The sequence below is a fragment of the Streptomyces sp. NPDC059002 genome (assembly GCF_042740435.1).
Lineage (GTDB): Bacteria > Actinomycetota > Actinomycetes > Streptomycetales > Streptomycetaceae > Streptomyces.
In genome coordinates this window covers 1-12399 of sequence record NZ_JBHYJI010000108.1, presented here as the reverse complement: position 1 = coordinate 12399, position 12399 = coordinate 1, and the positions used below count along the sequence as shown (strand labels likewise).

The 12399-nt window shown below is 70.5% G+C and carries 9 protein-coding genes; 1 reads left to right on the top strand and 8 read right to left on the bottom strand.

The genetic code is table 11. From position 1 onward, the window contains the following. Positions 1–72 precede the first annotated feature (72 nt). Genes ACFWZ2_RS42515 through ACFWZ2_RS42490 form a run of 6 tightly spaced genes read right to left on the bottom strand, consistent with a single transcriptional unit; the run spans position 73 to position 6731 of the window. On the bottom strand, positions 73–741 hold the full coding sequence (locus tag ACFWZ2_RS42515; protein WP_384555173.1) for a potassium-transporting ATPase subunit C: 669 nt from the start codon (positions 739–741) through the stop codon (positions 73–75). Positions 742–764: 23 nt separating this feature from the next. Beyond that, positions 765–2921 carry a potassium-transporting ATPase subunit KdpB gene (gene kdpB / locus ACFWZ2_RS42510; RefSeq protein ID WP_384555172.1) on the bottom strand — a complete coding sequence of 719 codons (2157 nt, stop codon included), beginning with the start codon at positions 2919–2921 and terminating at the stop codon, positions 765–767. Next, complete coding sequence (gene kdpA / locus ACFWZ2_RS42505; RefSeq protein ID WP_384555171.1) at positions 2918–4582, bottom strand: potassium-transporting ATPase subunit KdpA; 1665 nt, start codon at positions 4580–4582, stop codon at positions 2918–2920. Before kdpA ends, kdpB begins: the two co-directional genes overlap by 4 nt. Positions 4583–4590: 8 nt before the next feature. Beyond that, the gene (gene kdpF, locus ACFWZ2_RS42500; RefSeq protein ID WP_033264828.1) at positions 4591–4680 is read right to left on the bottom strand and encodes a K(+)-transporting ATPase subunit F; all 90 of its coding nucleotides are present in this window, start codon (positions 4678–4680) and stop codon (positions 4591–4593) included. Next, positions 4677–4859, bottom strand: a complete 183-nt coding sequence (locus ACFWZ2_RS42495; protein ID WP_384555170.1) for a hypothetical protein — start codon at positions 4857–4859, stop codon at positions 4677–4679. The genes kdpF and ACFWZ2_RS42495 overlap by 4 nt, the downstream gene beginning before the upstream one ends. 30 nt (positions 4860–4889) lie before the next feature. Further along, complete coding sequence (locus ACFWZ2_RS42490) at positions 4890–6731, bottom strand: APC family permease (RefSeq protein ID WP_384555169.1); 1842 nt, start codon at positions 6729–6731, stop codon at positions 4890–4892. Between the two features lie 218 nt (positions 6732–6949). On the opposite strand from ACFWZ2_RS42490, the gene ACFWZ2_RS42485 reads away from it, so the two are divergent. Further along, the gene (locus tag ACFWZ2_RS42485) at positions 6950–8890 is read left to right on the top strand and encodes an amino acid transporter (RefSeq protein WP_384555168.1); all 1941 of its coding nucleotides are present in this window, start codon (positions 6950–6952) and stop codon (positions 8888–8890) included. Here ACFWZ2_RS42485 and ACFWZ2_RS42480 read toward each other — a convergent pair. Together ACFWZ2_RS42480 and ACFWZ2_RS42475 are read right to left on the bottom strand one after the other, a co-directional pair. Then, entirely contained in the window at positions 8823–11378 is a 2556-nt protein-coding gene (locus tag ACFWZ2_RS42480) for an ATP-binding protein (protein WP_384555167.1), read from the bottom strand. The two genes, ACFWZ2_RS42485 and ACFWZ2_RS42480, sit on opposite strands and share 68 nt — an antisense overlap. A gap of 188 nt (positions 11379–11566) precedes the next feature. Next, entirely contained in the window at positions 11567–12268 is a 702-nt protein-coding gene (locus ACFWZ2_RS42475; protein WP_384555166.1) for a bleomycin resistance protein, read from the bottom strand. Positions 12269–12399 lie beyond the last annotated feature (131 nt).

Sequence of the window (12399 nt, the reverse complement as noted above, 5' to 3'; positions counted from 1 at the left end):
GCCGACGGCTCCGGGCGTCTGCCCGGGCCGTCGGCTCCCGCCCTTGACGGTTAAGCCCATCAGCTCAGCCCATCAGCCTTTCTCGGTCAGTTCCTTGAGGGCGATGTTGAGCTGGAGGACGTTGACGCGCGGCTCGCCGACGAAGCCGAGGATCCGGCCGTCGGTGTGCTCGTCGACCAGCTTCTGGACCTGCTCGGCCTTCAGGTGGTTCTTCGCCGCGATGCGGTGCACCTGGAGATCGGCGTACTCCGGGGAGATGTGCGGGTCGAGGCCGGAGCCGGAGGAGGTGACCGCCTCGGCGGGCACGTCGGAGGGCTTGATCGGGTGGCCGGGCGTGGAGTTGTCCTTGATGACGGCCGCCTGGGCGTCCTTCACCTGCTGGATCAGGTCCTTGTTGTCACCCGAAAGGTTGGTGGCGCCGGACAGGATCAGCTTGTACTGGGTGTTGACGCTGTTCTCGCCCAGGCCGTTGGAGGGGCGCGGCTGGAACCACTTGAGGTCCGGCTCCGCCGTCTCCTGGCCCTTCTTCAGGGGCAGGTCGTAGCGCTGGCCGATGAGTTCGGAGCCGACGACCTTGCCGTTCGCCTCGACCTCGGAGCCGTTGGCCTTGTCGTTGAAGAGGGCCTGGGCGACGCCGGTCACCGCGAGCGGGTAGATGACGCCGCAGATCACGGTCAGGACGAGCAGGGCGCGGAGGCCTGCCCCTATCAACCGGGCGGAGTTTCCTACGGAGTTGTTCATGGCGGATCAGCACCGCTTTCTAATTAACGCAGCCCGGGGATGAGGGAGAGGAGCAGGTCGATGATCTTGATGCCGATGAAGGGGGCGATGAGCCCGCCGAGGCCGTAGATGCCGAGGTTGCGCCGGAGCATCTTGTCGGCGCTCATCGGCCGGTACTGCACGCCCTTCAGGGCGAGCGGCACGAGCGCGACGATGATCAGCGCGTTGAAGATGACCGCGGACAGGATCGCGGACTCGGGCGACGACAGGTTCATGATGTTGAGCTTGTCGAGGCTCGGGTAGGCGACGGCGAACATCGCCGGGATGATCGCGAAGTACTTCGCGACGTCGTTGGCGATCGAGAAGGTCGTCAACGCGCCCCGGGTGATGAGGAGTTGCTTGCCGATCTCGACGATCTCGATGAGCTTGGTCGGGTTGGAGTCCAGGTCCACCATGTTCCCGGCCTCCTTGGCGGCCGAGGTGCCGGTGTTCATGGCCACGCCCACGTCCGCCTGCGCGAGGGCCGGGGCGTCGTTGGTGCCGTCGCCCGTCATCGCGACCAGCTTGCCGCCGGCCTGCTCGCGCTTGATCAGCGCCATCTTGTCCTCGGGCGTGGCCTCGGCGAGGAAGTCGTCCACGCCCGCCTCGTCCGCGATCGCCTTGGCGGTCAGCGGGTTGTCACCCGTGATCATGACGGTCTTGATGCCCATGCGGCGCAGCTCGTCGAACCGCTCGCGCATGCCTTCCTTGACGACGTCCTTGAGGTGGATCACCCCGAGGACACGCGCACCGTCAGCGTCTTCCAGAGCCACAAGGAGCGGCGTGCCACCAGCCTGTGAAATCCGGTCGTTGAGTTCCTGTGCATCCTCGGCGACCTCGCCACCACGTTCCTTGACCCAGGCGATGACCGAACCGGTCGCGCCCTTGCGCACCTTGCGTCCGTCGACGTCGACACCCGACATGCGGGTCTGCGCCGTGAACGGCACCCACTCCGCGCCGGTCAGCTCGCCCTGGTGGCGCTCGCGCAGGCCGTACTTCTCCTTGGCGAGTACGACGATGGAGCGGCCCTCGGGCGTCTCGTCGGCCAGCGAGGAGAGCTGGGCGGCGTCGGCGACCTCGGCCTCGGTGGTGCCGCGCACCGGCACGAACTCGGCGGCCTGGCGGTTGCCGAGGGTGATGGTGCCGGTCTTGTCGAGGAGCAGCGTCGAGACGTCGCCCGCGGCCTCGACCGCCCTGCCGGACATGGCGAGGACGTTGCGCTGGACCAGGCGGTCCATGCCCGCGATGCCGATGGCGGAGAGCAGGGCGCCGATGGTGGTGGGGATCAGGCAGACGAGCAGCGCCGTCAGGACGATCATCGAGGTCTGGTCGTCGGCCCCGGCGTAGATCGCGAAGGGCTTCAGGGTGACGACGGCCAGCAGGAAGACGATGGTGAGGGACGCGAGAAGGATGTTCAGCGCGATCTCGTTGGGCGTCTTCTGGCGGGCCGCGCCCTCGACCAGGTTGATCATGCGGTCGATGAACGTCTCGCCGGGCTTCGTCGTGATCTTGATGACGATGCGGTCGGAGAGGACCTTCGTACCGCCCGTGACGGCGGACCGGTCACCGCCCGACTCCCGGATGACGGGGGCCGATTCGCCGGTGATCGCGGACTCGTCGACGGAGGCCACGCCCTCGACGACGTCACCGTCGCCGGGGATGATGTCGCCCGCCTCGCAGACGACCAGGTCGCCGATGCGCAGTTCGGTGCCGGGCACCGACTCCTCGGTGGAGCCGTTGAGACGGCGCGCGACGGTGTCCGTCTTGGCCTTGCGCAGGGTGTCGGCCTGGGCCTTGCCGCGGCCCTCGGCGACGGCCTCCGCGAGGTTCGCGAAGATCGTCGTCAGCCACAGCCAGGCGGTGATCGCCCAGCCGAACCAGTCCGACGGGTCCTTGACGGCGAGCACGGTGGTGACCACCGAGCCGATCAGGACCACGAACATGACCGGGGACTTGACCATGACCCGCGGGTGCAGCTTGCGGATCGCGTCCGGCAGCGACTTGACCAGCTGGGCCGGGTCGAAGAGACCCGCGCCGACCCGGCCGTCCTCGGCGGACTTGTGGCCGGTGGGGACGTCCTGGTGGGGGGCGAGGGTCGCGACCCCGCCGCCACCGTGCTCGTCCGTCTCCTGCCCGTCTTGCTTCTTGGTGTTTGTGCTCATGACGCCAGCCCCTCGGCAAGCGGTCCCAGCGCCAGGGCGGGGAAGTAGGTGAGACCGGTGATGATCATGATGGTGCCGACCAGCAGACCGGTGAACAGCGGCTTTTCGGTACGCAGGGTGCCCGCGGTCTCCGGGATCGGCTTCTGCTCGGCGAGCGAGCCGGCGAGCGCGAGGACGAACACCATCGGCAGGAACCGGCCGAGCAGCATCGCGATGCCGATCGTGCTGTTGAACCACTGCGTGTCGGCGTTCAGGCCCGCGAAGGCCGAACCGTTGTTGTTGGCGCCGGACGTGTAGGCGTACAGGATCTCGGAGAAGCCGTGCGCGCCGCTGTTCGTCATCGAGTTGCCCGGCGTGGGCAGGGCCATCGCGACGGCCGTGAAGCCGAGGACGAGGGCCGGCGTGATGAGGATGTAGCAGGCCGCGAACTTGATCTCGCGGGTGCCGATCTTCTTGCCCAGGTACTCCGGCGTACGGCCGACCATCAGGCCCGCGATGAACACCGCGATGATCGCCATGATCAGCATGCCGTAGAGGCCGGATCCGGTGCCGCCGGGGGCGATCTCGCCGAGCTGCATGCCCAGCATGTCGATGCCGCCGCCGAAGCCGGTGTTGGAGGAGTGGAAGGAGTTGACCGCGCCGGTCGAGGTCAGCGTGGTGGCGACCGAGAAGATCGCCGAGCCGCCGATGCCGAAGCGGGTCTCCTTGCCCTCCATCGCGCCGCCCGCGATGTCGAAGGCCGGGCCGCCGTGGTGGAACTCGGTCCACATCATCAGCGCCGTGAAGCCGATCCAGATCGTCACCATCGTGGCGAGGATCGCGTAACCCTGCTTGACCGAGCCGACCATCTTGCCGAAGGTGCGGGTCAGCGCGAACGGGATGACGAGGATCAGGAAGACCTCGAAGAGGTTCGAGAGCCCGTTGGGGTTCTCGAAGGGGTGGGCGGAGTTGGCGTTGAAGTAGCCGCCGCCGTTGGTGCCCAGTTCCTTGATGACTTCCTGGGAGGCGACCGCGCCGCCGTTCCACTCCTGCTTGCCGCCCATGAACTGGCCGACCTCGTGGATGCCGGAGAAGTTCTGGATGGCGCCGCAGGCGACCAGGACGATCGCGCCGATCACGGCGATCGGGATCAGGATGCGGACGACGCCGCGCACCAGGTCGGCCCAGAAGTTGCCGAGCTCACCGGTGCGGGAGCGGGCGAAGCCGCGGACCAGGGCCACCGCCACGGCGATGCCCACGGCCGCCGAGACGAAGTTCTGCACGGCGAGGCCGCCGGTCTGCACGACGTGGCCCATGGCCTGCTCGCCGTAGTACGACTGCCAGTTGGTGTTCGCCACGAACGAGGCGGCGGTGTTGAACGCCTGGTCCGGGTCGATCGCCTTGAAGCCGAGCGAGCCCGGCAGCGAGCCCTGCAGACGCTGCAGCAGGTACAGGAAGAGGACGCCGACCGCGGAGAAGGCGAGGACGCCGCGCAGGTACGCGGGCCACCGCATCTCGGTGTCGGGGTTGGCGCCGATGGCCTTGTAGATCCACTTCTCCGCACGAAGATGCTTCTTCGACGAGTAGACGTGGGCCATGTAGTCGCCGAGCGGGCGGTATGCGAGGGCCAGCGCCGCTATCAGCGCGAGCAGCTGCAGCACACCAGCAAGAACGGGGCTCATATCTGTGCTCAGAACCTCTCCGGGAAGACGAGGGCGAGGACGAGATAGCCCAGGAGGGCGACGGCCACGACGAGGCCGACGATGTTCTCGGCAGTCACAGCTTGGTCACCCCCTTGGCGACAAGTGCCACCAGCGCGAAGATCGCGATCGTGGTGACGACGAAGGCCACGTCGGCCATCGTGAGCTCCTGAAGGAAGTGGATGGATGAACTACTGGGTCTGACGCTTAGAGGAAACCGCTGTTTCGGCCGGATCCCTTCGTCGTTGACGCCGTCCATACGGCGTCAAGAGGCGTCTTGACGGGTCTCTTACGAGAGCCGGAAGCGCAGGCGGCAGATGGCGGCGTCGGTGTCCCTGCGGACCGCATGGGCCACCACGGCACCACGCTGGTTCTGCAGGATCCGCTGCCAGGCGCGGGCCGGCTCGACCTCGGGGATCAGCACGGTGACACGGGTGCCGGGCTCGGCCGCGGCGACCTGGCGTACATAGGCGGCGATGGGGCGGCCCAGGGTGCGGCGCTCGGAGGGGATGCGCACCAGGTCGACGCCGGGGTTCCACAGCGCCCAGTCGCGCTCCAGGGCCTCCACCTGCGCACGGTCGTCCGGGTCCGCGTGGCAGACGGTCACCGCGCGGACCTCGTCGCCCAGGGACACGGCGGCGGTCAGGGCCTCGCTGGTGAGGCGGGACAGGGAGGAGACGGGGACCACGACGAGGGAGCGGTCGCGGTGCGGGCACTCCGGGACGCGGCCGAGCCCGAGGCGCTCGCCGATGCGGGAGTACGCCCGGTGGACCGTCTCGAAGGCGGCGACCAGGAGCGGCAGGGCGACCACGATCAGCCAGGCGCCGTCGTGGAACTTGGTGGCGGTCACGACGACCGCGGAGACACCGGTGAGGACGGCGCCCAGGCCGTTGAGGACGGCCTTGCCCCGCCACCGCGGGCCCCGCTCGCGGCGCCAGTGGATGACCATGCCGGTCTGGGCGATGGTGAAGCCGACGAAGACGCCGATCGCGAAGAGCGGTACGAGGGTGTTGGTGTCGCCGCCGGAGAAGACGAGGAGGGCGGCGGAGATCCCGGCGAGGGTGAGGACGCCGTGCCGGTGGACCTGGCGGTCGGCCTTGAGGGCGAAGACGTGCGGCAGGAAGTTGTCGCGGGCCAGCAGCTTCAGGAGGACGGGCAGGCCGCCGAAGGACGTGTTCGCGGAGAGGGCGAGCAGGATCATCGTCGCGAACTGGATGACGTAGAAGGCCCAGTTGTGGCCGAGGGAGGCGTCCGCGAGCTGGGCGAGGACGGTGACGCCCTCGACCGGCTGGAGGTGGAAGCGGGAGATCAGCACGGCGAGGCCGATCAGCATGACGCCGAGCACGGCGCCGAGGGCGATCTCGGCGTGCTGGGCGCGCTTGGCGCGCGGGGTGCGGAAGGACGGCACGGCGTTGGCGATGGCCTCGACGCCGGTGAGCGCGGAGCAGCCGGAGGCGAACGCCTTCAGCAGGAGCAGGGCGCCGACGGTGGTGGCGTTGTCGGCGACGACCGAGGCGTGGCCCTGCGCGGCCTCGGTGCTGACGGGCGACGAGCGGAAGAGGCCGACGACGATCAGGGTGAGCATCGAGAGGACGAAGATCGCGGTCGGGGCGATGAAGGCCCGCGCGGAGTCGACGATGCCGCGCAGGTTGATGCCCGTGATCAGGACGAGCACGGCCAGGCAGATCCACAGCCGCTCGCCGTACAGCTCGGGGAAGGCCGAGGTGAGGGCGGCGACGCCGGCGGTGACGGCGACGGCGACGTTCAGGACGTAGTCGAGGACGAGCGATGCCGCGGCGACCAGGCTGGTGCGGCGGCCGAGGTGGGTCTTGGCCACGGCGTAGGAGCCGCCGCCGTCGGGGAAGGCGGCGATCACCTGCCGGTAGGAGGCGACGAGGACCGCGAGCAGGGCGGCGATCGCGATCGTGACGGGAAGGGTGAAGCCGAGTCCGTAGCCGCCCGCGGCGGCCAGCACGAGGACGATCGCCTCGGGGCCGTAGGCGACGGAGGCCATCGCGTCCAGGGACAGCGCGGCGAGGCCCGTGACGGCGGTGAGCCGGTGGCGCTCGCCGGTATCGGGCGGTTCCTCGTCGAGGGGTGCGGTTCCCGGCTCGGAGGTCAGGACGGACATGCGTACTCCTTCTGGAGTCCCGGGCTCCGGAGCGGGCGGACCGCGCGGAGGCCGGGGCTGACGGATCCGGCGCGCAGCGGGGCGGCCGGGCCCGAATGTGGGCAGGTGCGCCCAGGTTCTGTCCGGTTCTGGTCGGCAAAGCGCTTTCCTTGCGCGTTCTTCGCGCGTAACGGCCCGGTCTTCACGCACTTTTGACGCCTCGGGGTGACGATGTGGGCATGGTCGTGACGTCCCCGCATCGCCTGCGTGCCTGGCTCCTCGAAGGGCTCACCGATCGCTCGTCGCGGCACCAGGGACCGCACGGCACCCCGCCCGCCGAGCACGAGGGCCACAAGTGGTGGCGCGTGATGTGCCTGACCGGCGTGGACTACTTCTCCACGCTCGGCTACCAGCCGGGCATCGCGGCCCTCGCGGCCGGACTGCTCTCGCCGCTCGCCACGCTCGTCCTCGTCGCCCTGACGCTGCTCGGCGCGCTGCCCGTCTACCGCCGCGTGGCCAAGGAGTCGCCGCACGGCGAGGGCTCGATCCACATGCTGGAGCGGCTGCTGCCCTGGTGGTCGGGGAAGATCTTCGTGCTGGTCCTTCTCGGCTTCGCCGCCACGGACTTCATCATCACCATCACGCTGTCCGCGGCCGACGCCTCCGCGCACGTCGTGGAGAACCCCTTCGCCCCGCACTGGCTGCACGGCGAGAACGTCCTGATCACCCTCGTCCTCGTCGCCGGGCTCGGCGCGGTCTTCCTCAAGGGGTTCCGCGAGGCGATCGGCGTTGCCGTGGCGCTGGTCGGCATCTTCCTCACGCTCAACCTCGTCGTCCTGGTCACCACGGTCTGGCTGGTGCTCTCCGAGCCGGTGCACGTCGAGGACTGGTGGGGCGCGATGACGGCCGAGCACGGGTCGCCGTTCGCCATGATCGGCGTGGCCCTGCTCGTCTTCCCCAAGCTGGCGCTCGGCATGTCCGGGTTCGAGACCGGTGTCGCGGTGATGCCGCAGGTGCGGGGCGACGCCTCGGACACGTACGAGCATCCCGCGGGCCGGATCAGGGACACCCGCAAGCTGCTGACCACGGCGGCGCTCATCATGAGCTGCTTCCTGCTGACCTCCAGCCTGGCGACGACGATCCTGATCCCGCAGGACGACTTCAAGAGCGGCGGCCCCGCGAACGGGCGGGCGCTCGCCTATCTGGCGCACAAGCACCTGGGCGAGGTGTTCGGCACGGCCTACGACGTCTCGACGATCGCCATCCTGTGGTTCGCCGGGGCCTCGGCGCTGGCCGGTCTGCTCAACATCGTGCCGCGCTATCTGCCCCGCTACGGCATGGCTCCCGAGTGGACGCGGGCGGTGCGGCCGCTGGTCCTCGTCTTCATGGCCATCGCGATCGGCATCACCCTGTGGTTCAACGCCGATGTCGACGCGCAGAGCGGCGCGTACGCCACCGGCGTCCTCGTCCTGATGCTGTCCGCCTCCTTCGCCTCGACCGTCGCCGTGCGCCACCGGGGACACCGCGCGGCCACCATCGGCTTCGGCCTGATCACCGCGGTGTTCGCGTACACCCTGGTCACGAACGTCATCGAGCGGCCCGACGGCATCAAGATCGCGACGCTGTTCATCCTCGGCATCCTGCTGACCTCCTTCGCCTCGCGCGTGCACCGGGCCTTCGAACTGCGGGCGGCGGGCGTGGTGTTCGACGAGGCGGCGGCCCGGCTCATCGACGACGTCGCCGCGTCGGGTCCGGTGCGGATCATCGCCAACGATCCGCAGGAGCGCACCACCGCCGAGTACCGTGCCAAGGAGTACAGCCAGCGCGAGCAGACCCACATCCCCGGCGGGAAGCCCGTGCTGTTCCTGGAGATCATCCTCCACAACTCCTCCGACTTCACGACCGAGTTGACGGTCCACGGCGACAAGAAGCACGGTGCGCGCAGGCTGCGCGTGGCGGGGCCCGGGGTGCCCAACACCATCGCGGCCGTCCTGATGGAGATCCGCGACCGCACCGGCCAGGTGCCGCACGCCTACTTCAACTGGACCGAGGGCGACCCGTTCGGCCATCTGCTCCGCTTCCTCGTCTTCGGCGACGGCGAGGTCGCGCCGGTCACCCGCGAGGTGCTGCGCCGGGCCGAGCCGGATCCGGCACGGCGGCCGCGGGTGCACGTCGGCTGACGCCGGCGTCGCGGGGCCGGGCGGCGCACGGCAGCGAGAGCACCATCGTGAGCCCGCCGCCCGGGGTGTCCTCCGGGGTGAGCGTGCCGTCCATGGCCTCCGTCAGACCGCGCGAGAGCGCGAGACCGAGGCCGAGGCCGGTGTTGTTGTCGGTGTCGCCGAGCCGCTGGAACGGCTCGAAGAGCTGCTCACGGCCGGTCGGCGGCAGCCCTGGACCGCGGTCCACGACGCGCACTTCGACGCGGTCCGCGAGCGCGCTCGCGGAGACCAGGACGCGTTCGTGGGGCGGCGAGTGGCGGGCCGCGTTGCCCATCAGGTTGGCGATCACGCGTTCCAGGAGCGGCGGGTCGGCGAGGACGGCGGGGATCCTCGCCAGGCCGTCCACGTTCTGCACCTCTATGCCGGGCCCGCCCTCGGGCAGCGAGTCGAGCGCGGGCGCGAGGACCTCCTCCAGGGCGGTGGCCCGCAGTTTGAGGGTGAGCGCGCCCGCCTGCAGCCGGCTCAGGTCGAGCAGGTTCTCCACCAGGCGGTCCAGCTTGGCGAGGGACTCGTCGGCGGTGGCGAGCAGCGCGTCCCGGTCCTCCTCGGAGAACTGCACGTCGCGGCTGCGCAGCGAGGCGACGGCGGCCCAGCCCGCGGCGAGCGGGGTGCGCAGGTCGTGGCCGACCGCGCGGAGCAGCGCGGTGCGCATCCGGTCGGCGGCCTTGACCGGCTCGACCTCGGCGGCGGCCTCGGCGAGCCTGGCGCGCTCGACGGCGGCGCCGACGTGGGCGGCGAACGCGGCGAGGACGCGGCGCGCGGAGGACGGCAGCGGGCGCCCGCGCAGCACGAGGAAGGAGCCGGTGCCGACCGGCACGGTCACCAACGCGCCGTCGCCGCGCGGGAGTTCGTCGACCAGCTCGGCGGAGTCCATGCCGAAGGTCTCTCTCGTACGTTCGAGGAGCGCGGGAATCGCCTGGTCGCCGCGGACGATGCTGCCCGCGAGCGAGGACATCGTCTCGGCCTCCGCGGTGGCCCGTGCCGAGCGCCGGGAGAGCCGCAGGGAGCGGTCGACGACGGCGGCCACGGTGGCCGCGACGACGGCGAAGACGCCGAGCGCCACCATGCCGTTGGGGTCGCCGAAGGTGAAGTGGCCCACCGGCGGCATGAACCAGTAGTTGAGCAGCAGCGATGCCGTGACCGACGCGATCACGGCGGAGGCCACGCCGCCTATGCAGGCCACGCCCACCACGGTGAGCAGGAAGAGCAGCGCCTCGCTGGTGAGGTTCAGGGTGCCGCGCAGCGCGTCGAGCGCGAGGGTGAGCAGCAGCGGCAGGACGAGTCCGGCGACCGGGCCCGCGACCAGGCGCGAGTGCGGCAGCGTCCGGCGCCGTGAGGGCAACAGCCGGCCGCGGCCCGCGCGTTCGTGCGTGACCATGTGGATGTCGATGTCGTCGGAGAGGGCGACGACGGTCTCGCCGATGCCGCTGCCGGTCAGGAAGCGTTCGAGGCGGCCGCGCCTGCTGGTGCCGAGGACGAGCTGGGTGGCGTTCTCCGCGCGGGCGAACTCGACCAGGGCGGTGGGGACATGGTCGCCGACGACCGAGTGGTAGCTGCCGCCGAGGCTCTCCACGAGACGGCGCTGCCGGGCGAGTGAGGCGTGCGAGGCCCCGGCGGCGAGGCCGTCGCTGTGGGCCACGTGCACGGCGAGCAGGTCGCCCGCGGCGTGCGGGGCGCCGAGGGTGCGGGGCAGGTCGCCGATGCGGGCGGCGCGGCGGATCAGGGTCTCGCCCTCGGGGCCGCCGGTCAGCGCGACGACGACGCGTTCGCGGGTCTCCCAGACGCCCTCTATGCCGTGTTCGGAGCGGTAGCGCTTGAGCTGTTCGTCGACGTGTCCCGCGAGCCAGCGCAGGGCGAGTTCGCGCAGCGCGGTGAGGTTGCCGGGACGGAAGTAGTGGGCCAGGGCGGCGTCCACGTCCTCGGGGGCGTGGATGTCGCCGTGCGCCATGCGGCGGCGCAGCGCCTCGGGGTCCATGTCGACCAGTTCGATCTGCCGGGCGCGGCGGACCACCCGGTCGGGGACGGTCTCGGTGACGGACACCCGGGTGATCTTCTCGACGACGTCGTTGAGGGATTCCAGGTGCCGGATGTCGACGGCGGTGACGACGTCGACACCGGCCGCGAGCAGCTCCTCGACGTCCTGCCAGCGCGGCGAACGGCCGCCGCCGCCCCGGGCATTGGCGTCCGCGAGGTCGTCGACGACCGCGAGCTGCGGGCGGCGGGCGAGCACGGCCGCGAGGTCCAGGCCGCCTCGTGCGGACGGCAGGACCTCGAGGCCCGCGAGCATCGCCTCGGTGTGCGGGCGCCCGTGGCATTCGACGGCGCCGACGACCACGTCGGTGCCGCGGGCCGCCCTGCGGTGCGCCTCGTCGAGCATGCGGTAGGTCTTGCCGACGCCGGGGGCCGACCCCAGATAGACCTTCAGCTTTCCGGGTCGTACGTCACTCATGGCTCCGCCGCTCATCTCCTGGTCCAGCGGGGCGGTCTCCCGGGCGGACGCCCTTGGGGAGCGTGCCTCACCGGCTCCCCCGGGCGGCGCCGAGGACACGGGCCTTGACGCGGCCCTGGCGCCGTGAGCGGGGACTTTGACGGCGCCCTGACGTGTGCGGACCGGCCGACGTGTGCGGACCGGCCGCGCTAGTCGCGCAGTTCGGCGAGGCGCGCCAGGGCGTCGTGCGCCGACTCCCGTTCCTCGTCGGTGAGTTCGATGCCGGCGGCCCGGGTGAGGAGGCGCTCGGCGAGGGGGTCGTCGCCGAGCCGCTGGGCGATGTCGCCGCGCAGGACGAGCAGGCGCACCTCCTGTTCGGGGGTCGGCCGCTCGTCGGTGAGGCCGAGCGCCCGGTCGATGATCTTCGCGGCGCCCGGCAGGTCCTCCTTGGAGTCGGCGAACAGGTCGGCCATGTGCAGGGCCCGCGCGAAGGTCTCCTTGGGCGCGGGACGCATCGACTGGTCCTCGCTGATCGCCTGCCCGACGCGGATGCTGTTGCCTCCGGGGTCGGTCATCAGGAACTGCCGCACTCCGTAGGACATGTCCTTCAGGGGTCCGATGCGGGGCAGTCCGCGGCTGGGGATCTTGCCGTACGTCGCCTTGAGTCCGGCGCGGAAGGCGGTGTGCAGTGCCTCGACGTCGTCGGTGAGGACGTAGCACCCGGAGTAGGACGCCTTGGGGTCGTACCCCTTCACCTGGAAGAACTGGAGCTCGACGGTGCCGAGTTCGACGACGGCGTACGGATAGGGGCTCTTCTGGAGGAATGTCGTCTCGAATCCCAGCGCGGTGTAGAAGTCGACCACCGGCTGGATCGCCTGGCACGGGAGGAGGGGAATGGTTTTCTCGGCCACACGAGTCAGCCTAGTCAAATTTGAATAGGAGCGCCCATGAATTTATGGGAACGCTCGCGCAGTACGGCCCCGAGGGCCGGACGGGGGCGATGGCGGGCGGCGCCGACCGTCCGGCCGCGGTCCCCCTCGTG